This window comes from Pedobacter sp. GW456-11-11-14-TSB4, assembly GCF_059424425.1.
The window spans coordinates 441,307-465,984 of the sequence record NZ_JBWKZK010000002.1 but is presented as its reverse complement, the minus strand read 5'-3'; the positions used below and the strand labels follow the sequence as shown (position 1 = coordinate 465,984).

Below are 24,678 nucleotides of genomic sequence, written 5' to 3'. Positions count from 1 at the left end.
CGCTGCAAAGATATATACCACACATGACGCCTAAGGGAGAAGAACTAACGCAAGAGGGAGAAATTCCTTTAATTTTTGGACTTAAAAGGAAGATTACGCAAGGTTTTTCGGCACAGGGTGAAATTTTGGAAAATCCAAATTTGATTTCTGGAAGCTTTAAAATGGTTTTTGTTTTAAAGGGAACTCTGAAATTTTATGGTTCGCTTAGCAAAAAGCCGTTAGGTTTATTAACCGAGCAACAGCATAATCTTATTTTAATTGGAGATGAGATCAAATGGAAAGCTGATGAAGCAACTCATGAACTCATTTGCCTGGAAATAGAACATTCTTTTTTAGAGCGATATTTACCAGCTGATCATGCGGGTTTAATAAACCTCAAGAAAGGATTTGATAAAAATCAATTTGGGCTGTTTTCTACCCAAAATCTACCTATCAATCCTGAAATACTAACAATACTTAACAATTTAAAAACAGCTACACATACCGGCTTTTGTGAACGCCTTTTTTTAGAGGCTAAAGTACTGGAATTGTTGATGTTCCAATCTTCGCAATTTGAGCAAATAAGTGAAAATACCGACTTAAGGCAACTCAAGACAGAAGAAATGAATAGGATGTTAGCTGCAAAAGAGATTTTGATTAAACATATTGATAATCCATTTTCACTACGTGATCTAGCACATATGGTTGGCACTAATGAGTTTAATTTGAAGCGGAATTTTAAAATTGCTTTTGGTACTACAGTTTACGGTTATCTTAATCAATATAAAATGGAAATGGCAAAAACCATGTTGTTGGCAAAGGATATTACCATTGCAGAAATCGCCAATAAAATGGGTTATACCTATCCTACTCACTTCAGCAATGCGTTTAAAAAATACTTTGGTTATTTGCCTAATAAACTAAAATCAAACAAGCTTTCGGTATTTATTTTGGCTTTTGATTTTTCATGGTTTGGAGAATTTTTAATGCTAGTTTAAGGTTTGGATTACCATCGTTACTTAACGGAGATCTGCTATGTGTTCTGTGTGCTACAGACCACTGATTGTTAAACTCTTTGCGTCATCCCGACGCAGGTGGGGATCTTAATGCGGTAGCAAAACTTAAATAAAACCTATCATAGCATTACGATGCCCAGTCAAGCTGAGCATGACGAACTCCACTTGTTAAGCGTCATCCCCACGCAGGTGGGGATCCTAATGCGGTAGCAAAACTTAAATAAAACCTTCATAGCATTACGATGCCCAGTCAAGCTGAGCATGACGATTTATACTTCTTAAGCGTCATCCCAACGCAGGTGGGGATCTTAATGCAGAAAAAAAATTTAAAAATCTCTATCATAGCATTACGATGCCCAGTCAAGCTGAGCATGACGGTTTGTTATACTTTATGCGTCATCCCCACGCAGGTGGGGATCCTAATGCGACAGCTGAACTTTAAAAATCTCCTTTCAGAGCATCACAATGCACACTTGAACTGAGCAAGAAACGAAACCAAAAAATCAATCCCTATCCTCAATTAAAATCCCTTTGTAACTAGGATATTTTTTTAAAAGCTTTAACCCATCTTTCTTACCCATAACCATAATTGATGTACTTAAAGCATTGGCAAACTCTGCACTCGGGCCAGTAACCGTAACACTAATTAATCCAGTAGCTGGGTAACCTGTTTTTGGATTAATAATATGTGAATACCTGATATCATCAATTTCGGCGAACTTTTCATAACTACCAGAAGTAACCACTGCGTTTTCTTGCAATTGAATTTTCTTATAAATTTTATTTCTTCTAAAAGGATTAGTGATGCCTACTATCCAAGGTTTTCCATTTGGTTGTTTGCCCCATGCTGCAAGATCTCCAGAGGCATTTACAATTCCGCCAGTTACACCTTTAGCCAATAGCAATTTTTTACCTTGGTCGGCGGCATAACCTTTGCCAATAGACCCGAAACCAATTTTCATACCTTTTTTGGCTAGAAAAATGGTGCAATTGACACTATCTAAAATAATATGCTGGTAACCAACATTTTCAATAGATTTTTTGATAGCTTCTTCACTAGGTAGCGCATCCATCGAACCATCAAATTTCCACATTTTATCTAATGCAGCAATGCTGATGTCAAATGCGCAGTTGGTCATTTTAGCATAATCAACTGCTCTTTTGGTTAAATTAAATACTTCTCGATCTACTTTTACAGCTTTAATTCCTGCATTTTGGTTAACCTGAGAAATCTGTGTTTCTGGTCTCCATTCAGAAATTAAATTCTCGATGCGCTCAATTTCTCTAATTACTTCTGCGATATGATTTTTAGCCATAGTGCTATCTTCATCCACCACTGTGAAATTAAAAACAGAGCCCATTAAGGTAGTTTGTTTTTTTAAAAGCACTTGAGCTTTATTTTCTTGCGCAACAAAAAACAAAGCTATAATGATGATTAAAGAATATCTTAACTGCAATTTTTTAGAAAAATTCATCAATAACAATCGCTAAGTATTTGTTTATTTTCTTTATACAAGCTTAATGGCTTGCCGTTCATTTCTAAAGTCAAATTTTCTAAAACTTGCTCTACATCTTTTTGCATTTCAAGCGAGCCACAAATCATAATCACTCCTCCCTTTTCTAAAACGTTTACAATTTTAACAGCATCATTTTTTATTAAATCCATTACATATTGCGAGTTTTCTTCTCTAGAGTAAGCAATATCAAAACTATTTAACTTACCTAATTTAATTTCCGCCGATGCGAAATCTTTATAATTTTCGATAAGCACATTTTGGTGGCGAAAACCTGCATATAAATGAACTGGGGTTTGTTTTTTATTCTCCAAAATCATTCCTAAAAACGGTGCAATACCTGTCCCATTGGCAACCATAACCACAACTTTGGCTTTTTTAGGGAAGTGAAAATTTGGATTAAGCATTACTCTACATTTCAACTCCTCTCCTTCATTCAATTTATAAAGATAACTTGAGCCGAAACCATCTTCGTATAATTTTACAATGAGTTGTATTTTTCCATTTACCTGCGCAATAGAATAAAATCTTTCTCTATGGTCTGCAGCCGGATATATCGCTAACAAATCGCCAGATCTAAATTTTATTTTTTTTAAAGGCTGAAGGATGATTTTAAAAGTAGCATTATCCTCACTTACCAATGTTTTGGCAATAACCTTAAACTGAGATAAATTAGGTACTTTTTCGTTGTAAACTGCCGGCGAGGTTGCTAAAGCAATCATTGATTTTTCACTCCAATTTTTCACCCATTTGGTAAATTCCTCAGTTGATTTATCGTTAACTAAGTAAATTGGTAAAAACCGTCTTGCCCAGGTTTGCTTGCTCATTAAATCATCCAATTCGATGGCATAGGCACAATAATCTGGATAGGCTCTTGAACCAAAACCAATTACAACATAATCTATTTCTTGTTGCTGAGGATATTTTTGCAATAAACTTTGAAACTGAGAAGCATTAGTAGGCGCCGTACCCAACCCATAAGTCGAGCTAAAAATTAGCAGCTTTTCTGCTTTTGGGTATGTTCGATATTGATTGAGTTCCGCCAAAAACGATTTTTTCCCATCTGCCAGTAATTGTTGATGGATCTGATTGGCAAAAAACAATGTACTTCCATTTTCTGAGCCTACTAAAATTACAACTTCAGCTTGATCTGCCTTAAATTTATTTTTAATTTTTGTACGTGTTCTTTTGTAGGTAATTACAAAACCTGTATAAATAAAAAACACAATATTTAACGAGGCCAAACCTAAAATGATAGCCAAAAGTACGCTTGTTCTACCTGTATGCCAATCTAAACTCAGTTTTTCTAGCAAAGCTGAATAAGGATATTTTGTAGAAGCAACCACCTGACCATTAATCTGGTTCACAGTAATTTCTCTATCTCGTAATTTTAAGATAAAAAATTCTTCAGGTTCATCTGCTATAAAAGGAAATTCTATCTTTTCTACAGCTGCCAATGGCGTTGTTTTGAAAATGGGAAATGCTGCTTCGTCTATTTTAGCCGCGTTACCATCTTTTTTGTGCTGTACTTTATCAACTTCGGCTTTCGGAATTAAATCCATCCTTACCATAAAAAGATAAGTACCTGTTAAAGCGATGATAATAATGGGTATCAAAAATATCCTGCCGGTGATAACATGAAAATATTGCGCAAAAAAATCGCGGTTAATTTTTGCAAAAAAATGTTTAATTCCTTGCTGCCTTTTTACGATTAATACCAAACCACTGATGGTAATGAGCAGCAATAAAAATGAAGCGATGCCAATGATAATTCTGCCAGTTTCTTTTAAAAACAGTGATCGGTGTAAAGCGGTTGTCCATTGGATAAATTGGCTTTTGGTTTTTACCTTGCCTAAAATTTTCCCATTGGTTGGGTCGATGTATGCTTTTACCGCCTCACCATTTTGGTCAAATGCATCTATGCTTACAAACTGATTATGGTCTACCGTAAGTTCGGTAATTTCTGGATAAACCTTTCGCAGTTCTGGTACAACCTGCGAAAGATTTAGGTCATTAAAATTTGATACGGTATACGATGGTACTTTCTCATTAACAGCATCAAAAGCTAAAATAACTCCAGTTACAGCAAGTATGAATACAAAAAGCGATGAAATTAAAGCTAATGCTAAATGGGAATACCTCCAGATAGATACTGTCATCCCTATCTTATTGCACTTTGTTTAATTTAACCATTTTAATGTATCCTTTACCTTTAGCCATTTCGGTAATACCAGCTGTCGTTAAAGGAATTTCTACATCCGTAACATGATATTTTTGCTCTTCAACTGCCGATTCGAAACGCAATTTGTATCCTTTGTTCATTTTGGCATTATCAATTTCTAAGGTTTTGATGGCTCTATCTCCACCGCCAATAGATGCACCAGTAACGGCGCTTAATTTTTCTTTGGCCTTAGTTTGATATTTGTACCAATCTTTTAACGTATTGTACCACTGCTTATCAGTTCCTAAAACAGCTAAGGTTTTTTCGTAAGCTCCTGCAGGGTTAACCAATGAAACTACAACATAAGCAGCTTCACCTTCGTAACTTACCATTTGAATGAGGCATTTGTATTTACTCGTTTGTGCAAAAACATCAGCTTTGCTAAAACCTAAAATAACAAAAAGTAAGATTATAAATTTGATATTGAATTTCATGTTGGTTATTTTAAAAAGTCTACAGATACTTTATTTTTAGCTAAAAACTCATTTTCTTTTGCTAAAGCATAAGCAGTTTCTTCAAACTCTGTTTTCAAATCTTTTTTAGCGCCTAAAGCAATTAACGCTTTTAAAATTGTATCATCTTTAGCAATTAGTGCTGCTTTGTGTAAAGCTGTTGCACCTTCACTATCTTGGGCATTGATATTTGCACCAAGCTCATTTGCTTTTCTAACAAGTGCTAAATTTTCTTTGGCTACGGCTAAATGAAATAAAGTGTTTCCATTTTTTTGAGGAGCAGCCACATCTAAACCAGCCGTTTTTAATACCGCTAATTTGTCACCAAAATCATTGCCTTGAGCATTTTCTCTGTAACCATTAAACCAGAAATAAGCTAAATTATTTCCGTCTTTGTTAGTTATTTTAACGTCAGCACCATTTTTAACCAATAGGGCAACAATTTCTGCTGAACCTGTAGCTACAGCTTGAGTTAATGCGCTTTCGCCCTTTTCATTTACTGAGTTTACGTTTTTAGCTTTTGCTAAAAGTGTTGCTACCAATTGAGCATCTTTTCCGCCAGAGGCAAGCATCAGTGCAGTATTTCCTTCATTATCAGCTTTAGCTACATCTACACCTTTCTCTAAAAAGTAATTGATCACTTCTGTATTTGGGCGACGAACAACTGCATGTAAAAGTGTGGTACCTTCTGGACTGATTACTTTTGGATCTAATTTTAAAGTTTCTACTAAATATTGAAAAGTAGCCAATCCATTGCTGCCCTGTCTAGAACCTTGAGTGGCAAAAAACAATGCCTGGTTAGTTGGTTTAACACCTTTAGCAATTAATTTTTCCATTAATTCTTTATTGCCCAATTTAGCCGCATAATCTGCAACGGTTCTTCCATATTCATCTTTATCATTAATAGATAAACCTTTAGCAGCAAAATAATCAGTTACGCTTAAATCCTGATCAGTTGCAACTGCCATCATCATTAATGTTGTACCGTTTTTAAATTTTTGTTTAGGGTTGATGCCTTTTTTAATAAGCTCATCGTAAACTGCTGTATTTTTATTTCCGGTTGATGCAGCATAAGCTATAATCACATCGCCATGGCTATCCTGATAATTCACATCAGCTCCTTTGGCAATTAAATATTGTACCAATTCTACATTTCCAGCAGATGCTGCCCAGTGTAAATAACTACGACTATGGTGCGTTTTTTTAGTTACGCTATTTCCTTCTTGCTCTACTAAAAACTTAACTACATCATTCCCTACTCTATTATTTATAGCCATCGTAACTGGGTCAAATGAACCAGCATTGGCTTGCGAAGGACTATTTCCCTTTGCAATTTCTGCCTTAACTGCAGCCAAATCTGGCTTTGTTTTCCAAAAATCGGCACTTAACAACGTGTTGGTTTGTGCATTTGCATAAACACCGGTTAATACCAGTGCAACAAGAAGGATCTTTTTCATCTTTATTTAAACTAATTCTAAATTGTGATGCGAAGATATAAAAATCTATTTGTTTACAAAAAATCAGCACTGAAATTTCTGTGTAAAAATTTATATGATGAAAAAATACCGATGTTCTTAGTCTGAAAATTTAATAATGGCGTTCGTAATTTTTAATTCCGCGGATATTATCCTACACAAATTCGTATCATTGCGCTACCAAATTTAAATGTTAAAAAACAGGCATATCCTTCCTATTATTGTAATTGCGCAATTTTTTTGTACCTCAATTTGGTTTGCAGGTAACGCGATAATTGGTAGCATATTGCCAAATGAAAGTGCACAAAACATAAGTCACGTTTTATCTGCTGTGCAGTTTGGTTTTATCAGCGGTACATTAATTTTCGCTTTGTTATCGGTAAGTGATCGTTTTTCTCCATCAAAAATATTTTTGGCAAGTGCTATAATCGCTGCAATTTTTAATGTTGGCGTGGTGTATGCCAAAGGCGATTTAACAACTATACTTTTGTTAAGGTTTTTAGCTGGTTTTTTCTTAGCTGGTATTTATCCTATCGGGATGAAAATTGTTGCAGACCATTACATAGATGGTTTAGGCAGTGCTTTAGGATTTTTAGTTGGCGCATTGGTGTTGGGTACGGCCTTACCTCATTTGCTTAAAGGCATTTCACTAAACCTTTCCTATCACTTAATATTAACCATTACTTCTGCAATGGCTTTAACTGGCGGATGTTTGGTCGGATTTATAGTACCCGTTGGACCCTACCGAATTCAAAGTAATTTTGATGCATCAGCTTTGCTTAAAATTTTTAAGCAGAAAGAATTCAGCTCAGTTGCGATAGGATATTTTGGGCACTGCTGGGAACTTTATGCATTTTGGGCTTTTGTGCCACAAATATTAATTCAGTACATTAAAATAAATAATCTGCATCATTTTAATACTTCGCTTCTGGCTTTTATCATTATCGCCTCTGGCAGTTTGGCTTGCTTTATTAGCGGAAACCTGTCTAAAAAATTAGGTGTAACAAAATTAGCCACCCTAATTCTTTTACTTTCATGCTGCTGCTGTTTATTGTCTCCTTTGCTTTTTCAAATTACCAATTTTTGGATTGTAGTTAGCATTTTAGTGATTTGGGGAATGCTCGTAGTTGCAGATTCTCCTTTATTTTCTACCTTAATGGCACAAAATGCACCTAACGGATTAAAAGGAACTGCTTTAACTATTGCCAATTGCATTGGCTTTTCAGTAACTATTATCAGCATTCAGTTTCTTGGATTATTAATTGAGCATATTAATCAATCTTTTGTATTCGTGTTTCTAGCTATTGGCCCAATCATCGGATTAATATCATTAACGCGTAGAAGATTTTCATAAAACGAAATATTTTATAAAAACCACCCCACTCGCCGCCGCGGGCAAGCCTACAAAGAAGGGGAATCGAACACCATTGTATTAAATTGATTCTTTTAGGTGTTTTACATCGATAAAATAAAATCCGCTTTGCGTCATTTCAATAAAAAACAGTGAACTAAAACCTTGAGTTTTAAAAAAAAATCTCAAATTCAAACAATTGCCAATCTGTTGCGTTATAGGCAAATCCATTTCATATTTAAACGCAATTGAACGCTAACACATCACCTGCTTTGGGCAAAGGTTTTAATACCTTAAAAACCCTAATAATTCTAGGTTTAGGACTACTTTTTGTAGTTGGAAGCTACTTTGGCTATCAACTAAATCAGCTTTCTGAACGCCAACAAAAATTAAAAGAAGATTATGCGAACATGAACAATATCATGCTTGGCTTATTTTCTATTGAGCAATGGCATGATAAAATTGAAAGAATTATCAATTACCAAAGTAACAATTTAGACATTACCCCAGCTCAGAAAAAAGCGCTGCAAAAAGAAATTGAGCAGGTTATTTTGGCTTTAATTAACAGAGCGGAAGCATTGGTAACTAAACCCGAGAAAAAATCGGTTAGAGGTAAATTGGTAAAATTTGCAGTCAAAAATTTTGTAGAGATTGACACCTTCAAAAAACAAGTTCCGAGCCTTGCAAAAGCAATGATGGATAAGGTTGATAATCCGCAAACTAAAAAACAACTGAGCAAAATTGGTTTGCAAAAGTTGGAAGAAATGGAAGATACTGAATTTATTGACAGCACATTAAAAGCTAATGCATTTAGAATTGCAAAGGTTTATCGAGTTTATAAAGTTGATAACAGAGCAGATTTTAACCGAAAAATTCAGAAGGAACTTAAAACGATCCAAAACCTTACCTACACTTACAGTATTATAATCTTATGCGGTATTATTGTAATTTTACTTGCATGGTGGACATTCAGAAAGCGTAAGGACTTACATGCCAGCTTATTCATCATGTCGCTTTTATTTGCCTTTATGTTATTGGGAGTTGGTTTAACCGCTTCAATGATTGAGGTTGATGCACGTATAAATACTTTAGAGTTTACTTTATTAGGCCAACAAATTGAGTTTAATGATCAGGTGTTGTTTTTTCAGAGCAAGAGTATTTTAGATGTTGTTTTGGTTTTAATTAGCGGCTCTGGTATCGACTCTATTGCTGTTGGTGTGTTAATTCTAGTTTTCAGTATTTTATTTCCGGTGATGAAACTAAGCTCAACAGGTATACATTTATTAGGTAAAAAGAGCTTGGCAGAAAATAAAGTGATTAAATATTTCGCCTTTCAATCTGGCAAATGGAGTATGGCCGACGTGGTGGTGATTGCAATCTTAATGGCATATATCGGGTTAAATGGTTTATTAGAAGACCAATTAAAAAAATTAGACATTCCTGCCGATACGCTAACGCTAATTTCAACGCATAATACTGCTTTACAGCCAGGTTACATCATTTTTATTGCATTCGTACTTTTTGGTTTGGTACTTTCTACCATTTTAAAGTTTATCACTCCTCACGATTCGCACTAAAAATATAATTAAACAAATCTCTATTTAAAAATATATCCTAACGTGGAAACCAATCAATCATCTTCAACTACACAAAAGCCTAAATATGCAAGCTTAGCAAATATTTTACTCCTTCTGGGGTTAGGTATATTGTTAGTTGTACAAGGATATTTTGCTTATCGTTTACATGAGCAATCTAAAGAACAGCAACAGCTTAAAGAAGATTATGCCATGTTTAACAACATCAGTTTTGGCCTTTTTTCGGTTGATTTATGGAGCGATAAAATTTCTTCAGTTGTTTCTGGTAAGATAAAAGGTTTTGAAGTTACCGCCGAGCAAAAACGTGAAATACGTAAACAGGTAGAAACCCAAATGCACACCATGGTAAATGAGGTGGTTAGGCAGTTTAACAAAAAACAAAAAGGTATAGGCAACAAATTAAAGAAGTTTGCCTTTAAACAATTTGTTGATCCGAAAGAATTACATGCCGAAGTGCCAGGCTTTGCCAAAACCATTGTAGACAGGCTATTAAGTAAAAAAGCTACCAATAAACTTAAAGATATTGCCAATACTAAGTTTGAAGAATTGGCCGATCAAACGTATGACAGTACCGGTATTGCTATTGCAAAGCTTACCAAACACATGTATACCAAGTACAAGGTAGACAATCCAGCTTCGTTAAATATAAAAATTGAGCGAAAAGTAGAGGAAATTCGCAAAGTGAATTACAACTATGCCTATGCATTACTTTTTACTTTGGTGATCGTAATTGTAATATGGGCAAGTTTAAGAAAAAAGAAACATTTGCAAACTAGCTTATTTGTAATGTCTCTTCTATTTGCTTTGCTTTTACTATTTGTAGGTGTAACTGTACCTATTATTGAGGTTGATGCTAGATTAAGTTCATTGAACTTTTTAATGATGGGAGAAAAAGTAGCTTTTGATAATCAGGTGTTATTTTACCAGAGTAAAAGCATACTTGATATTGCCATCGTTTTGTTGCAACAACCAAAGCCAGATTCAATAACTGTAGGTGTGATTATCATTCTATTTGTAATCATTTTACCTATACTAAGAATTACCTCAAGAGGAATACATTTATTGTGTAAACCATTAATTGCAGAAAACAAAGTGACCAGATATTTAGCTTTCGAATCAGCAAAATGGGATATGGCTGATGTAATGGTTGTTGGTATTTTAATGACTTACATTGGTTTAAACGGCATATTGAAAAGTCAGTTGACTGACCTAAATATTAAAAATGAATTTTTAACTACATCAACGGTGAATTATACTTCCTTACAGCCAGGTTACATTTTATTTGTAGGTTATGTGGTTTTTGCAATTATGCTGTCGTACATGCTGAAGCGATTAACTTGTAGCACAAAGTAAGATTTGTTATTTCGAGAAACAACTCGTCGCGATTTGTATGGAGGAAACCTATTATTTTTTATCGAACATAGAGATCCTTCGCTTCACTCTGGATGACAAGCGATTTAACATCATCGTAAATTATATTGATTTTTATGAGGTGAATTAATCCCTAAATCCTTCCATACATCCATGTTTGTGTAGAGAGAAAATCAGTTGCTTCAGCTTTAGGCCAGTTTTCCATCATCCACTCCCAATTATTTTCGGTTGTACCAGGTACATTCATTCTCGAAACAGCTGCTAAACCTAACAGGTCCTGCATTTGAATAATGGCAATTTTTGCAGTAGTAGCCAATAAAAATTTAATCATCAGCCTGTTAACATTTTCCTCAGTAATGTCTTGACCTAAATAGGCTGTAAGTCTCTTTTTATCTCCTTCTGCTAAATCTTCATCAAACCAACCTTTTATGGTGTTGTTATCATGTGTACCAACGTAAACCACAAAATTATCACTAGTAAATTGATGAGCTTGGTGTAATGCATAAGGCATATCTGCACCAAAAGCAAACTGAAAAACTTTCATTCCGGCTAACCCAAACTCATCTCGTAAAGCAATTGGCCCTTCCATGTCCCCACCTAAATCTTCCACTAAAAATTTTGATCGCCCAAATTCATTACAAATGCTAGTTAAAAACCCAGCACCCGGACCATTGATCCATTTCCCGTCCTTTGCACTTTTTGAATTTGAAGGAACTTCCCAATAACTATGGATTGCCCTAAAATGATCAATTCTCAGTAAATCGAATAGCTCCATGTTTTTTGCAATTCGCTGTTTCCACCAATGGTAAACTTCTACTTCACTTTCATTCCAGTTAAAAATTGGCATTCCCCATAACTGCCCATCCTCACTTAGCATATCGGGTGGTACGCCTGCAACTACAGTCATTTCCAAATTTTCATCAAGCTTAAATAATTGCGGATTAGCCCAAACATCAGCAGAATCAAAGCCAACGTAGAACGGAAGATCACCGATAAACTTTATTCCTAAATTATTGGCGTAAGCTCTTAATTCTTTCCATTGTTCTTCAAAAATAAATTGTTGCCATTTAATTTCTTCAAGTTCAGCTTGCTTATCAATAGCATATTTTTTTAATATACCTTGATCTCTGGTTTTAAAATCTTTATCCCATTGGTTCCATGGCAGCTGATTGTATTTTTGTTTTAGCGATTGATAAATGGCAAAATCATCGAGCCAAGATTTATTTTGAGCGCAAAACGATTGATATTCAATCGATAAACCACCATCATTTAACTCGTAATTTTTGTAAGCTTTATGCAATAGCTCTGCTTTATGCTGCTCGGCAATTTTGTAATCCACTTTGTGAGTAGATGAAACAATTGCATTCCCTAAATCTTGCTCCGCTAACCATCCTTTTTTAAACAACCAATGCAAGTCAATCAATAAAGTGTTACCCGCCATTGCAGAAGTTGCGCTATAGGGAGAATAAAATTGATTAGCTGTAACAGGATTTAATGGCAACAATTGCCAATATTTTTGTCGACTTTCATTTAAAAAATCTACAAACCCATAAGCTTCTTTACCCATATCGCCTATTCCTGTTTTGCTTGGCAGTGAGAAAATTGGCATCAATATTCCACTTCCTCTTTGGTTATTTGAAGCGCCAGATTCTATTATTGCCAATGGCAAATTGCCAAATAAAGACGATACAACAATTTGAGATGGAGATGAAAACTGAACATCCTTAGTTTCAATTAAGCAATTTTTCCATCCTAAACCTGTTTCTTTAGGCAAAACGATGGCTGTGTCTTTCCAATCGAAGTTATTTAACTTTTCTACCTCACCATTACAGATTGAAGCCATGCCCAAACCAGCGGCAAAAATTAGCCATTTATCTTTAAGTCTTTTTGCATAGGCAATTATATTTTCACTGTAAACACCTTCAGTTTTTAAAGGAATATATTCGCCTTGCTCAAATAATAATTTGTTTGCTGTTCTTAATTGCAGCAATTGTGTAATGAGCCAAAGTTTAATTTTGCCAGATTTACGTTCGTCCCAAAGTTCAGCTAAATCAACTCTATTTTGCAGCTCGTTAAGGTATTGCTGCCTTTTTTGGTAATCAACTGGTCGGCGGTTATCCGGATCAACTAAACTAAAATCAAAAAGCTCGGTACCTTGATAAATGTCTGGAACACCGGGACATGTAATTTTTAGCAACTGCTGTACAAGTGAATTTACAACAGCAAAAGGTTCAATTTTATGGATAAAATCTTTAAGTAATTGATTGCTTTCATGATTTTCATCAAGCATGGCTAAGGTAAAATCTCTAGCTTGCTGTTCGTAATCTTCAGCGGGATCATCCCAACTCGTTCGTTTTTTAGATTCCCTTAATGCCTTTTCTACAAAACCTGATAATCGATTTTCAAGATCTTCATCATCTCCGGTTTCCATCACGCCAACCATCGCCTGAAACAATAAAAAAGCATCATTTGGATGAATTTTAAAGGATTGATTTGCCAATAAATGCTCACTCAACTGGCTAACTAACTCATTGAACTCACTCGGCAAATCAGATAATACATTTAATCTTGCCCTGGTATCTTCTCCCCTTTTGGTATCATGCGTAGCAGAAGCATTTAAACTCAGTGGCAATTTTGCTTGTCGCTCAATCATTTCCTTATGAAAATCAGCTATGCTAATTCCAAACGCTTCAGGCGCATCACCAACTTCATTATGTGCTGCAAAACGATTGTAGGTATACATTAACGTATCTTCTATGCCTTTTGCCATTAATGGGCCACTAAATTGCATGCATCTTTTAAAAAAAGTTACCGCATCGGCGGATTTGGAACTATTGCTTTTTAACAAATTAAACGCTTCGAGTAATAGCTTCCCTGCTTGTTCGGTATTTCGATTGGCAATAACTTGAATAATAATTTCCGATAAAATATTAAAATCATATTCCTCAATTGGAGCTGTATTGATGTAAAAGCGATAAACCGGGCAGCGGATTAAAAATTCTGCAATTGCATTTTTTAATTCATCCTCATTAAGCTTTAGCAAATCTTGTTGATTAACTAGTTGTAGCTTTTTAAAGAGCTCAACCAAATGAGCTAACTCCCCGAGCATGTGACCATACAAAATTTCTTCTTTCTTTTCGTAAGCCAATTGCTTAACATCTATTTCTTTGCCAATTTGTTCGTGGTAAATTGTATCAAACTCACTTTCATTTTTCTGTGTTGTAAGTAGGTTGTTTGCTAAGGATAAAAATTCATATCCTGTTGTACCCTGTATGGGCCAATGACTTTCAAATACTTCTTCTTTTTCTAAAATTTTTTCAACAACAATGTAAACCTCCTCACCAACTAAATCTCTTAATCTTTTTAAGTAGGTTTCCGGATCGGCCAAGCCATCAACATGGTCAATTCTTAAACCATTGAAAATGCCTTTTTGAACCAATTTATTAATGTAAGAATGATAAGTTTCAAAGACCTTTTCATCATCCATGTTAATGCAAATTAAGGAGTTAACGGTAAAGAACCTCCTGTAATTAATTTGATTTGAAGTTTCATTATGGCAACACAAACGATAATATTGCAAACCTAAAACCTGCTGTAAAAATTGACGGTTTGTACTTAGTTGCTCAAGTTTAGAATCCAATTTATCGCCATTCGTTTCATCTAAAGCATCAAAAATTAAATCTTTTCCATTTTGGTTTATCGGCCAAAGTTGCCCTTGGTAATCTAAATGCAATTGATCATCCACATTGTGTAATCTCAATTTATTTTCACGCAAAGCGGATGATAGTTCTTCACCCAAAAAAGGAACCATGAGCCTTTGATCGTGAAGGTTATTTACAAAACAAATATCAAAGAAATGATAGAATGCAGAGCCTTCACCTTTTTCTAACACATCCATTAACCATAAATTTTCGGGCACATATGACATGTGATTTGGCACGATATCTTGCACCCAGCCTATTCCTTTTTCTTTAAGTTTTTGGCTCAGCTCAATTAACTCCTCCTCAGTTCCTATTTCAGGATTAATTTGATGTGGATCGGTCACATCATAGCCATGTGTACTTCCTGGTAATGCTTTAAAAATTGGTGAAGCGTAAATGGTAGAAATACCGAGTTGCTCAAAATATGGGATTAGCGATAAAAGATCTGCAAATCTGAAATCTTTATGAAATTGGATGCGATAGGTTGCACTTGGCTTATACATGTTGTTGGATAAAAATTAAAATTGAACTTGGTTTAATTTGAACCAAATTTTGATTGCTATCAATTAATGATCCTTGACCCCCAAATTCTTCGGCAGCCGAATCGATTAACAATTGATAGTTTGTATTGGGTAACTCTATTTTTTGCACCTGAACAGAAAAATTTAGGCAGCAAAATAAACGCTCTCTGGTGTTCCACCTTTCAAGAAATAAACAATTCTTATCTTGATCTATGTCGACAGCCAAATTTCTCCTATTCAGTTCATTTAAAACTGAGTTTGATTTTCTTAAGGCGATTAATTTTTTATAAAAGGCTAAAATTTGTTGATGTTCACTTTTGCTTAATTCTTCCCAGTCTAATTTTGAGTTAAAGAAAGTATTTTCAGCTTGCGGATCAGGTATTGAGAAATTATGGAATGCACTAAACTCTTTAGCCCTTCCAGCTCTTACAGCTGCTACCAATTCTTTATCAGTATGAGAAATGAAATACAAAAATGGCGTTTTGGCACCCCATTCTTCGCCCATAAATAACATGGGGATGTATGGTGAGACCATAGTTGCCGCAAATAGCAGCTTTTGCATTTCTGGTTTGTACAAATGCGATGATCGTTCACCATTCATTCGGTTTCCAACTTGATCATGGTTTTGCGAAAAAACGATAAAATTTTTCCCAGCCAAATCATTAGCTTTTGCTCCAAAATTACGTTGTCGATGTGGCGAATATTGACCATCATAAACGTAGGCATCAGTATAAGATTTTGCCAAATGCGCTAGTCCATTAAAATCTGAATAGTAGCCATTTGGTTTTTCGCCGGCAGCAACCCTTAATGCATGATGAAATTCATCAATCCATTGACTATCCATGCCAAAGCCACCAATTTGAGTTGGTTTTAAGTATTTTGGATCATTTAAATCAGACTCAATAATCAAATGTCTTTTAAAAGTTGAGGTTTTGTTTAGCTCATCAACTTGTTCATGTAGCTGTTGTAAAAAATGCTTTGCACTAAAATCTTTAATGGCATGTACAGCATCCAATCTCAAAGCATCAATGTGAAAATCGCGAAGCCACATTAACGCATTTTCTATAAAGTATTGTCGCACTCCATCAGATTGAGGTCCATCAAAATTAATCGCTTTGCCCCAAGGTGTTTGGTAGCTTTCAGTATGGTATGGCGCAAAATCTTCAAAATAATTTCCCTCTGGGCCAAAATGATTGTAAACCACATCTAATATTACAGCCAATCCTTTTTGGTGACAAGCGCTAACGAGTTTTTGCAGTTCAGTTGGGCCACCATAACTTTCTTGAACGGCGAAGGGAAAAACGCCATCGTAACCCCAATTTCTATCTCCTGGAAAGGCTGCAACTGGCATCAATTCAATTGCAGTAATGCCTAAATCGACTAAATAATCTAAATGATTGCTAATACCTTCAAAATCTGAGGTGTGGGAAAATGTACCTACATGAAGTTCGTAGATGATGTATTTATCTAAAGCTAAACCTTTCCAATTATCATTGGTAATTTTAAAATCCGTTAGATTAAAAGCTACACTGTTGTTATGTACACCTCTTGGTTGATTTAACGATGCTGGATCTGCTCTTTTTAATAATTTTCCATCTATTTTTAATTCAAAACAATAGGAATCGCCGGGTAAAAGTTGGTCAGTTGTAAGGGAGTAATAGCCATTTTTTTGGGGAGCCATTTGCAAATTCTGCTCATTTTTAATCAACAGTTCTACCTCATTAGCTTTTGGAGCCCAAACCAAAACTTGGGCCAAATTATCTATAAAATTTACTCCGATTGTACGCTTGTCAACCTGCATATTTAAACTCCTGTAATCGCAATGCGAAAAAATTTTCTTTTGAAATAATTCATCAAAAAGTGTAGAAACAACTACATATTGTGTTCTGAAACCAGCTCACCAATCTGATTTACAAAGTCAGGACTTAATTCATCCATTGTTTTCCAAGTTGTTCCATCTTTATCAACTTCGGGGTAGATTACACCTATTTTTTCTTCGCCTTCAAAAATTCTGAAGGTTCCGTTTTCTTGTGGCTCGATTTGATAAGTTTGGTTTAGTAATTGAACATTAAAGTTTTCCATACAGCCTTAACATCATCATATTAAAATTGTTTTCAATGTTATCTAAGTATATTGTCACTTAAATGTATTGTCTGATGGTTAATAAATTAGCATGAACTTTTCCTATGGTATTGTTAAAATAAACAAACACGGTTTTATCCTCAGCTAGCCAATCAATGATATAAGTTGCGTATTCACTTAAAACATCGTCAGCATATGTACCTTTATAATTTCCCTCTGGACCATGAAATCTGAGGTAAATAAAATTGGTGTTTGAGTTTAAAATAGGACTTTGAGATTTAGCTTTGTCATGCATCACCATTCCAATATTAAATTCGGCTAAAAGCTCATAAATCTCTTCGCAGTATAAGGAAGGATGCCGAAATTCGAAAGCAATTTTCCAAGGATCTATTGAATTAAATTCATCAATAGCAAGCATCAATAAATGCATTTGCTTAAAATGAGCTAACGTAATACTCGGCGGAAATTGAACCAGAACACAACCTTTTTTATCGCTCACATGATTAATCACAGTAAAGAATTGCCTAAGTATTTCAGGATCGAAATTTAGATTTTTTTGATGCGTTATTCCTTTAAAAAGTTTAAAAGTAAACTTAAAATCAACAGGTACTTCATTTCTCCACTTTGTGATGGTACGAGCCAGAGGGATTTGGTAAAAAGAACTATTAATTTCTATGGAATTATATAGAGAAGCATAATAGGTCAATCTACTTTTATCCTGAAAATTGGGTGGATAAAAAGTTTTGTTTGGAACGGGAAGTAAGAGACCGCTTGTACCAGAATAATAATGCTTAAAACCTTGCTTCATTTAGCCTTAACACTACTCGCCTATTTTTGTTGTAATGATTTGGTATTTAACTGAAACATTAATTGTAAATGTGTGTTCAACTATCACATCAATCAGAAAAAACAATGAACTATAAATTAGCAAATACCATACTTAACACGCTAAATCAAGTAGATTTAGGCAAATCAAAAGATACCAATATTGACAATGGCGAGCGGGCATTATCGCTTTTAGCAGGAAGTTATTTATTGTATAAATCGCTCAAAAACATTACCAAGCATCCGCTAATTGGTTTACAAGGAGCAGCCGCAAGTGGATTATTGATTTATAGAGGCGCAACAGGAGTTTGCCCATTATACAAAAAGTTAAATATGGATACGACCGATCCAGAGGCGATACATATCTCTGAAACGATAACTGTAAACGCTCCAAGAGAAAAAGTATATGCATTTTGGCGTGAGCTTTCAAACTTGCCAAAATTCATGAAGCATCTTAAAGAAGTAAAGGAATTTAGTGATACCGAATCTAAATGGGTTGCGCACACACTTGGACACATAGTGGATGTAAGCTGGTCTGCAGAAATTACCCATGAAGAGGAAGGTAAATATTTAGGTTGGCAATCTACCGCAGATTCGATGATTGAAAATGCAGGTAAGGTTGAATTTAAAGATACATTGAACACCATAGGCACACAGCTGCACGTAGAAATAAGTTATTTTCCGCCTGCCGGAAGTGTTGGAAGAGGAATAGCTTCACTCTTTAATGGGGTTTTTGAAAAAATGATTAGATCTGATATTAAAAACTTCAAGTTTTATGCAGAACATGCTGACTTTATGAATTATGCAGGAATAACAGATCCTATTTAAAATTAGTAATAACATAAATTTATTTAATGATGGAAGAGGGAAGAAAAAATCATTTACAGAGCGTAAGTGAGAGTGATTATCAGTTAATTGATGGCGAGCAAAACATATTTGGCTGGAAAGTAAAAAATGAAGCTGACGTAATTATTGGCTTAATAAAAGATTTATTATTTGAATTGGAAACAAATGCAATTAGATATGTGGTTGTAGATTTAAGCGAAGGAATGCTGAATTTAAATGATAAAAAAGTGGCTATCCCGATTGGTATTGCAGAGCTTCATCATGAATTGCCTGAAGTAATTATTCCTAATATTCATGGAGATCAATTTGCGGCTTTACCAGCTTATGACATAGATAAAATGGATGATGAAACTGAAAGACAAATTAGAATAATTATTGGCAGTCCGGCTGCGTTAAGAATAGAAGAAACGATTGCAGAATTGGAAGATCAGCAGTTTTACAAGCATGATCATTTTGATACGGCAAGGTTTTATGGAAATAGAAAACCAACTGATTTTTTGCCGAGAGATACACAAGAACATACCATCCATGATATGATTGAAAATTCTAAAGAAAATAACTTTCACGCAGCCGATGAACAAACAGGTGTGAACTCACATCATAACGAAGGAAAACAGATTGACATTAAAAACCAACAATCACCTATTTGATTTTGATGGAAGATTTAGCGTTGAATGAAACAATAGTTTCTGTAATTAATTCGATGGCAGCTTTGGAGAAGAAGTGTGCAAAAATCTTCAGTAAATTATCGAATGCTGCGCATGCACCAGAGTTGGCTAAAGCACTACATGAAGAACAAACTGATGTACTTAACCACATTAAAAGACTAAAATTAATTACTAAGCTTTTTCCAAAATCAATAAAAGTCTCTCAACAAAGTATTCAAGTTAATGCTGTTAAACTAGCTAAAAACAAAACACTAACACAAGATCTCGAGATTATTTTCATAGCCAACCAATTGTTGGCTATGAAAAATAATCAATATGATTTAATGGTTAAATTATTAAGCAAATGCAGCAATGATAATGCAACGGAACTAATTAAGCAGACCATTACCGACAATGAAAATACCTTGATTTGGATTAATAGAACTTTGATGCAATTGATAGATGAATAACTAGTTTCGCATTCTATTTTCCTAGCATTTTTTTCACCAATCCTACAATTAATACTACAACAAGACCAACAATAGCACCCATTGCAAACTCGGTTAGCATAGCTGGAATATTTGGAAACAGACCATGTAAAAAACCAATATTGTGAGCAAAAATACCTCCTGCTACTAATACCAATGCAATTGTACCAACAACTGCTAGAATTTTAATCAATACAGGTAACGCTTTAACTAAGAAAATACCTAACGCATTTACTACTCCTTTTTCTCCTGATTTTGTAATTAGCTTGTGTCCCAAATCATCCATCCTAACAATAAGGGCAACAATGCCATAAACTCCTATTGTTGCTACAATTGCGACTAATGAAACGGATAGAATTTGGATCGTCATGCTGCTATCTGCTGCACTACCTAAAGCAATAATTACAATCTCAACCGAGAGAATAAAATCTGTTAAAATTGCAGATTTAATTTTTGCTTTTTCTGCCTGAGGATCATCTTTAATAACTTGTGTTGCTGGTTTTGCAACTTCCTTTTTGCGATGAAAAAGAAACTCAACTATTTTTTCCATACCCTCATAGGCCAAGTATAACCCACCGATAACCAAAATAACTTTGATAGAAATTGGCCAGAAAATGTTAAGTAAAAGGGCTATTGGAACAATAATTAATTTATTTAGAAATGAGCCTTTGGTAATTGCCCATAAAACTGGTATTTCTCTAGAAGAAAGGAAACCTGTGGCCTTTTCTGCATTCACCGCAAGATCATCTCCAAGGATACCTGCCGTTTTTTTAGTCGCCACTTTTGTTGCCATTGCAACATCATCCATTAGTAAAGCAATATCATCAAGAACAGCGAGAAATCCAGAAGCCATATTAAAATCTTTTTTCGGCAAAGTAACAAAATTTATGCCACTAGCAGTTTGATGTACTTCTTAACCAAATTTTATTTTAACAACAATATGATATCAATCAACTCTAATACACAATTCAAAATTGTTAGATTTACAACCATAAAAAATTAACATGATAGCAATTGAAACACTGCCTCAAAAAGAAGTTATTCCGGGCTTTAATGGTCGCTTTGTGCATACCGAGCGTGCAACTTTAGGCTTTTGGGAAATAAAAAAAGGAGCTAGCCTTCCTGAACATAACCATATGCATGAACAAATAACCGAAGTTCGTGAAGGGGAATTTGAACTAACCTTTAATGGAGAAACAAAAATTTATACCCCCGGAATGATTGCTGTAATCCCTCCTTTTGTGGCGCATAGTGGTAAAGCGATAACAGATTGTAAAGTGTTTGATATTTTTATGCCTGTTAGAGAAGATTATAAGGCTTTATAAACCATCATTATGAAAATAGATTTAACAAACAAAAATGCGCTAGTTGGTGCTAGTTCAAAAGGCATCGGCCTTGCCATTGCTAAAGAATTAGCCAATTGTGGTGCTAACGTTACTTTAATGGCTAGAGATGAGCAAAAACTACAAGAATTAATTGCAAATCTTCCTATTAATCATAATGTGCAACATCATAGCTATTTAAGAGTAGATTTCTCAGATTTTGATGAATTTAACAGTAGCATTACTGAGTTTTTAAATAACCATACTATTGATATTTTGGTGAACAATACCAACGGTCCGAAGGCTGGTAAAACAGTTGATCTGGGCGTTGATCATTATCAAAAATCTTTCGACTTATTATTTAAAACGGTTTGCCAAACTACCCTACTTGCGCTTCCGCATATGCGTAAACAGCAATTTGGTAGAATTATTAATGTTTCTTCTATTTCTGTAAAGGAGCCAGTAGCAAATTTGGTTCTTTCTAATAGTATTCGTTCGGCTACTGCAGCATGGGCAAAAACATTAGCAACTGAAGTAGCGGCAGATGGCATTACTGTTAACAACATCATGACAGGTTTTTTCTATACCGAAAGACTACAAAGTTTAATTGCAACTGAAGCGGAACAGACTGGAAAAAGCGAAGAAGAAATCAAAAACACTAAGCAAAATCAGATACCAGCCAAAAGGTTTGGTGAACCAGAAGAGTATGGTTATCTGGTTGCATTTTTGGCCTCTTCATTTGCTAACTACATTACAGGCACCAATATTCCAATAGATGGGGGATTAGGCAAATCGAACTAATCATTTAAAAAGGGAAATCTATTTTTTGATTTCCTCAACTTCTTGTAATGAAGCATTTTCTTCCTCTACTTCTATTTCTCTTGTAGTAACGGCATAAGAGTTAGGATGAATTGCTTCGCCAAAACGCATGGCATAAGCTTTCGTAAATTCAGCTCCAAAATATAAAATTATTGAAGAGTAATATGCCCATAACAATATCACGATTAAACTTCCAGCGGCACCATAGGTACCACCTACATCACTTTGGCCAATGTAAAATGAGATGCCTAGTTTGCCTAACATAAAGAGCAAGGCAGTAACCATGGCGCCAGCAGTAACGTCTTTCCATCTAATTTTTGCATCAGGTAATACTTTAAATATCACTCCAAAAATTAAAGTAACTACTAAAAATGTAACAAGAATATTTAATCCATTAAAAAAGATAACAGATACATCTTCAAATCTCAATTTTAACCTTTCGCTAAAAGCGTCTAACACAGCCGAAATACCTAAAGAAACCAATAACACAAAACCTAAACTAACAATTACAGAAAAAGATAAAAATCTGTTTTGCAATAATTTCAACCAGCCTCTTTTCGGTTTTGGTTTAATCCCCCAAATGGTGTTAATTGAATCTTGTATGTCGGCAAAAATTGTCGTTGCCCCTACTAAAAGCGTTACCCCACCAATTATAGAAGCTACAATTCCTTTATCACCTATAGATGCTTTTTGGATCAATTCTTGAATTTGAGCTGCAGTTTCTGCTCCTAAAAACCCTCTTAACTGCAAATAAACTTGACCTTGAGCTGCATCTTTTTCTAAAAATATACCACATAAGGCGATCACCATTACCAATAACGGAGCCATTGAAAAAACTGTGTAATAAGCTAAAGAACCAGAAATTTTGGTAACCTTATGATCTGAAAATCCGGTAAATGCATCTTTTAGCACTTCCCAAATTCCTTTTAGAGAAAGCTTTTCTCTTGGCTTTTTGCTTTTTTTACTTTTGTTAACTACATCTCTTTGTATTTTTTCTTGTCGCTGCTCGTTATTTTCTTCTTGCCCCATAGTTATCAATTTGAAATTATCTATTATTTCCATTCAAATATGACATTTGCCATCATCTGAAATTATTAAACCTAAAACATCAGTTGGTAGGTATTGTTTAGGCAAAATGAAGTAATATATACTTCTTGTTTAGCTCAGCACACTAAATTTTAGTTATAAGTTCTCTGCGATGGATCGATCAATTAAAAAAATCTATCAAAAGTAAGTCCGTAAGTTAAATTTAGGTTTTCACTTTTAGTAACGTTCAACCGATTGTAATTCAACGAAGTATTAAAAGTAATCCATTCCCTTAATTTTATTCCAATTGAATTTGTTGTACGGATGATATAATCGCCATTTCTAGAAAATGAATTTTGCAGAAAGTTGTTGCCACTAAAAATAAAAATCTTTGAAACTTCGAATCGGTACTGGAGCCGCAAAGAATTTCGAAAGGTTGTATAATTTTCTGAAGCAATGAGATTACTCTTATCAAACAAAATTCCATTGCTAATATTCAAATAGGCATAGCTTGTATCTATTAGATTGTAAGCAATACCCAAGCCAGCTAATAACTGATTTTTCAATTTTAGAGATAAACTGGTATTGTAATTTAGCAGGCCCCAATAATAAAAATTTGGAAAAGTTTTGTACAAATTGAAATTTAAGCTCGATGAAAAATCATTATTGGTAAGACTATTATTTTGCTTGCCATAAAGCCATGTGTTACTTGAATTAAGCACAACGCTTTGCTTTTTCATCCCAAGATTTAAGCCATTATTAAGTAGGTAGGCGCTACCATTATCGGTTTTATTTATAGAACCCGCAGCAGAAAGTACTACATGATAACTTGTGGTATCGGTAAATTGTGCTTTTATTGGGTGGTAACAAAAATTGATTAGAAAAATTATTGGTAAAAGTTTACGCATCAATTTCACAACAACCAAAATTTAAAAATGTTCAATTAAATGATGGCCCAAAACCTCAGAAAACTTTTCAATACATGTATCCATAAATGATTGATGATATTTTAAAATACATGAAAGAAATGCTAGGATAAAAAACAATTTGTTTATCCCTTTGGGATTAAGATAAATTTAAAAAATGGTTATTTCCCAAGCTCTTTTATTTTTTCTTCAATTACATTAAAATATTCATCGGGATCTGAAATTGCCCCCTTAGGTTGCATAAAGCGTTCTATATTTCCTTTTTCATCTATAAAAAAACTTCCTAAATCTTCCCCATCAACATTGATGTGATAACCAGATCCTTCTTTGATGACAATAACATGGGTTAATTTTTGATTAATAACCACATCAAAAATAATTTTTTCTCCATCTGGATTTCCACCCCTTATCACTGGTAGTTGCGCATTTTGGTTTTCCATAACTAATGGTTTTTATTTAATCACTATCACCATAACAATCTATCAATTGCTTTGTTCCAAT

21 protein-coding genes are annotated in these 24,678 nt (G+C 34.5%); 9 read left to right on the top strand and 12 right to left on the bottom strand.

Annotated elements, in window-relative coordinates:
* The first annotated feature begins 23 nt into the window (after positions 1-23).
* Positions 24-977: a helix-turn-helix domain-containing protein gene (locus tag AC07XU_RS09385; RefSeq protein ID WP_494943385.1), complete on the top strand. Its 954-nt coding sequence runs from the start codon at positions 24-26 to the stop codon at positions 975-977.
* 521 nt (positions 978-1,498) lie between these two features.
* On the opposite strand, the gene AC07XU_RS09380 is transcribed toward AC07XU_RS09385, so the two are convergent.
* Genes AC07XU_RS09380 through AC07XU_RS09365 form a run of 4 tightly spaced genes read right to left on the bottom strand, consistent with a single transcriptional unit; the run spans position 1,499 to position 6,639 of the window.
* On the bottom strand, positions 1,499-2,470 hold the full coding sequence (locus AC07XU_RS09380) for an FAD:protein FMN transferase (RefSeq protein WP_494943384.1): 972 nt from the start codon (positions 2,468-2,470) through the stop codon (positions 1,499-1,501).
* On the bottom strand, positions 2,470-4,668 hold the full coding sequence (locus AC07XU_RS09375; protein ID WP_494943383.1) for a PepSY domain-containing protein: 2,199 nt from the start codon (positions 4,666-4,668) through the stop codon (positions 2,470-2,472). The genes AC07XU_RS09380 and AC07XU_RS09375 overlap by 1 nt, the downstream gene beginning before the upstream one ends.
* A gap of 7 nt (positions 4,669-4,675) precedes the next feature.
* Positions 4,676-5,164, bottom strand: coding sequence for a DUF2271 domain-containing protein (locus tag AC07XU_RS09370; RefSeq protein WP_494943382.1), 489 nt, complete (start codon positions 5,162-5,164; stop codon positions 4,676-4,678).
* 5 nt (positions 5,165-5,169) lie between these two features.
* Complete coding sequence (locus AC07XU_RS09365; RefSeq protein ID WP_494943381.1) at positions 5,170-6,639, bottom strand: ankyrin repeat domain-containing protein; 1,470 nt, start codon at positions 6,637-6,639, stop codon at positions 5,170-5,172.
* A gap of 208 nt (positions 6,640-6,847) precedes the next feature.
* Between AC07XU_RS09365 and AC07XU_RS09360 the strand changes: the two genes are divergently transcribed.
* From AC07XU_RS09360 to AC07XU_RS09350, 3 genes are all read left to right on the top strand, one after another.
* Positions 6,848-8,011: an MFS transporter gene (locus AC07XU_RS09360; protein WP_494943380.1), complete on the top strand. Its 1,164-nt coding sequence runs from the start codon at positions 6,848-6,850 to the stop codon at positions 8,009-8,011.
* 245 nt (positions 8,012-8,256) lie between these two features.
* The gene (locus tag AC07XU_RS09355; RefSeq protein WP_494943379.1) at positions 8,257-9,585 is read left to right on the top strand and encodes a paraquat-inducible protein A; all 1,329 of its coding nucleotides are present in this window, start codon (positions 8,257-8,259) and stop codon (positions 9,583-9,585) included.
* Between the two features lie 42 nt (positions 9,586-9,627).
* Positions 9,628-10,956, top strand: coding sequence for a paraquat-inducible protein A (locus AC07XU_RS09350; RefSeq protein WP_494943378.1), 1,329 nt, complete (start codon positions 9,628-9,630; stop codon positions 10,954-10,956).
* Between the two features lie 151 nt (positions 10,957-11,107).
* On the opposite strand, the gene treY is transcribed toward AC07XU_RS09350, so the two are convergent.
* The 4 genes from treY to AC07XU_RS09330 form a co-directional block, all read right to left on the bottom strand.
* Entirely contained in the window at positions 11,108-15,178 is a 4,071-nt protein-coding gene (treY, locus tag AC07XU_RS09345) for a malto-oligosyltrehalose synthase (RefSeq protein WP_494943377.1), read from the bottom strand.
* Complete coding sequence (treZ, locus tag AC07XU_RS09340; protein ID WP_494943376.1) at positions 15,171-16,997, bottom strand: malto-oligosyltrehalose trehalohydrolase; 1,827 nt, start codon at positions 16,995-16,997, stop codon at positions 15,171-15,173. The genes treY and treZ overlap by 8 nt, the downstream gene beginning before the upstream one ends.
* Positions 16,998-17,068: 71 nt before the next feature.
* Entirely contained in the window at positions 17,069-17,278 is a 210-nt protein-coding gene (locus tag AC07XU_RS09335; RefSeq protein WP_494943375.1) for a hypothetical protein, read from the bottom strand.
* A 58-nt stretch (positions 17,279-17,336) separates the two neighbouring features.
* Positions 17,337-18,086, bottom strand: a complete 750-nt coding sequence (locus tag AC07XU_RS09330; RefSeq protein WP_494943374.1) for a DUF72 domain-containing protein — start codon at positions 18,084-18,086, stop codon at positions 17,337-17,339.
* Between the two features lie 104 nt (positions 18,087-18,190).
* Here AC07XU_RS09330 and AC07XU_RS09325 point away from each other — a divergent pair, with 104 nt between their 5' ends.
* Genes AC07XU_RS09325 through AC07XU_RS09315 form a run of 3 tightly spaced genes read left to right on the top strand, consistent with a single transcriptional unit; the run spans position 18,191 to position 20,066 of the window.
* Positions 18,191-18,931: an SRPBCC family protein gene (locus AC07XU_RS09325; protein ID WP_494943373.1), complete on the top strand. Its 741-nt coding sequence runs from the start codon at positions 18,191-18,193 to the stop codon at positions 18,929-18,931.
* A gap of 26 nt (positions 18,932-18,957) precedes the next feature.
* A complete protein-coding gene (locus tag AC07XU_RS09320; protein ID WP_494943372.1) occupies positions 18,958-19,599 on the top strand; it encodes a PRC-barrel domain-containing protein in 642 nt (213 codons plus the stop codon).
* Between the two features lie 5 nt (positions 19,600-19,604).
* Positions 19,605-20,066 (top strand): DUF892 family protein, encoded by a 462-nt coding sequence (locus tag AC07XU_RS09315; RefSeq protein WP_494943371.1) that lies wholly within the window; start codon positions 19,605-19,607, stop codon positions 20,064-20,066.
* Between the two features lie 13 nt (positions 20,067-20,079).
* Here the strand turns inward: AC07XU_RS09315 and AC07XU_RS09310 are convergent, their stop codons facing one another.
* Positions 20,080-20,937, bottom strand: a complete 858-nt coding sequence (locus AC07XU_RS09310; RefSeq protein ID WP_494943370.1) for a DUF808 family protein — start codon at positions 20,935-20,937, stop codon at positions 20,080-20,082.
* Between the two features lie 151 nt (positions 20,938-21,088).
* Here AC07XU_RS09310 and AC07XU_RS09305 point away from each other — a divergent pair, with 151 nt between their 5' ends.
* Together AC07XU_RS09305 and AC07XU_RS09300 are read left to right on the top strand one after the other, a co-directional pair.
* Positions 21,089-21,409: a cupin domain-containing protein gene (locus AC07XU_RS09305; RefSeq protein ID WP_494943369.1), complete on the top strand. Its 321-nt coding sequence runs from the start codon at positions 21,089-21,091 to the stop codon at positions 21,407-21,409.
* A 9-nt stretch (positions 21,410-21,418) separates the two neighbouring features.
* Positions 21,419-22,207 (top strand): SDR family oxidoreductase, encoded by a 789-nt coding sequence (locus tag AC07XU_RS09300; protein WP_494943368.1) that lies wholly within the window; start codon positions 21,419-21,421, stop codon positions 22,205-22,207.
* Between the two features lie 18 nt (positions 22,208-22,225).
* Here the strand turns inward: AC07XU_RS09300 and AC07XU_RS09295 are convergent, their stop codons facing one another.
* From AC07XU_RS09295 to AC07XU_RS09285, 3 genes are all read right to left on the bottom strand, one after another.
* A complete protein-coding gene (locus AC07XU_RS09295) occupies positions 22,226-23,287 on the bottom strand; it encodes a YihY/virulence factor BrkB family protein (protein ID WP_494943367.1) in 1,062 nt (353 codons plus the stop codon).
* Positions 23,288-23,436: 149 nt separating this feature from the next.
* Positions 23,437-24,159 (bottom strand): DUF481 domain-containing protein, encoded by a 723-nt coding sequence (locus AC07XU_RS09290; RefSeq protein WP_494943366.1) that lies wholly within the window; start codon positions 24,157-24,159, stop codon positions 23,437-23,439.
* Positions 24,160-24,338: 179 nt separating this feature from the next.
* Positions 24,339-24,617, bottom strand: coding sequence for a hypothetical protein (locus AC07XU_RS09285; protein ID WP_494943365.1), 279 nt, complete (start codon positions 24,615-24,617; stop codon positions 24,339-24,341).
* Positions 24,618-24,678: the final 61 nt, after the last annotated feature.

Bases quoted from the DNA above. Each gene is read 5' to 3' on its own strand.
- AC07XU_RS09385 (WP_494943385.1), top strand. From the start codon at position 24: ATGACGCCTAAGGGAGAAGAACTAACGCAAGAGGGAGAAATTCCTTTA.
- AC07XU_RS09380 (WP_494943384.1), bottom strand. From the start codon at position 2,470: ATGAATTTTTCTAAAAAATTGCAGTTAAGATATTCTTTAATCATCATT.
- AC07XU_RS09375 (WP_494943383.1), bottom strand. From the start codon at position 4,668: ATGACAGTATCTATCTGGAGGTATTCCCATTTAGCATTAGCTTTAATT.
- AC07XU_RS09370 (WP_494943382.1), bottom strand. From the start codon at position 5,164: ATGAAATTCAATATCAAATTTATAATCTTACTTTTTGTTATTTTAGGT.
- AC07XU_RS09365 (WP_494943381.1), bottom strand. From the start codon at position 6,639: ATGAAAAAGATCCTTCTTGTTGCACTGGTATTAACCGGTGTTTATGCA.
- AC07XU_RS09360 (WP_494943380.1), top strand. From the start codon at position 6,848: ATGTTAAAAAACAGGCATATCCTTCCTATTATTGTAATTGCGCAATTT.
- treY (WP_494943377.1), bottom strand. From the start codon at position 15,178: ATGTATAAGCCAAGTGCAACCTATCGCATCCAATTTCATAAAGATTTC.
- treZ (WP_494943376.1), bottom strand. From the start codon at position 16,997: ATGCAGGTTGACAAGCGTACAATCGGAGTAAATTTTATAGATAATTTG.
- AC07XU_RS09335 (WP_494943375.1), bottom strand. From the start codon at position 17,278: ATGGAAAACTTTAATGTTCAATTACTAAACCAAACTTATCAAATCGAG.
- AC07XU_RS09330 (WP_494943374.1), bottom strand. From the start codon at position 18,086: ATGAAGCAAGGTTTTAAGCATTATTATTCTGGTACAAGCGGTCTCTTA.
- AC07XU_RS09325 (WP_494943373.1), top strand. From the start codon at position 18,191: ATGAACTATAAATTAGCAAATACCATACTTAACACGCTAAATCAAGTA.
- AC07XU_RS09320 (WP_494943372.1), top strand. From the start codon at position 18,958: ATGATGGAAGAGGGAAGAAAAAATCATTTACAGAGCGTAAGTGAGAGT.
- AC07XU_RS09315 (WP_494943371.1), top strand. From the start codon at position 19,605: ATGGAAGATTTAGCGTTGAATGAAACAATAGTTTCTGTAATTAATTCG.
- AC07XU_RS09310 (WP_494943370.1), bottom strand. From the start codon at position 20,937: ATGGCTTCTGGATTTCTCGCTGTTCTTGATGATATTGCTTTACTAATG.
- AC07XU_RS09305 (WP_494943369.1), top strand. From the start codon at position 21,089: ATGATAGCAATTGAAACACTGCCTCAAAAAGAAGTTATTCCGGGCTTT.
- AC07XU_RS09300 (WP_494943368.1), top strand. From the start codon at position 21,419: ATGAAAATAGATTTAACAAACAAAAATGCGCTAGTTGGTGCTAGTTCA.
- AC07XU_RS09295 (WP_494943367.1), bottom strand. From the start codon at position 23,287: ATGGAAATAATAGATAATTTCAAATTGATAACTATGGGGCAAGAAGAA.
- AC07XU_RS09290 (WP_494943366.1), bottom strand. From the start codon at position 24,159: ATGCGTAAACTTTTACCAATAATTTTTCTAATCAATTTTTGTTACCAC.
- AC07XU_RS09285 (WP_494943365.1), bottom strand. From the start codon at position 24,617: ATGGAAAACCAAAATGCGCAACTACCAGTGATAAGGGGTGGAAATCCA.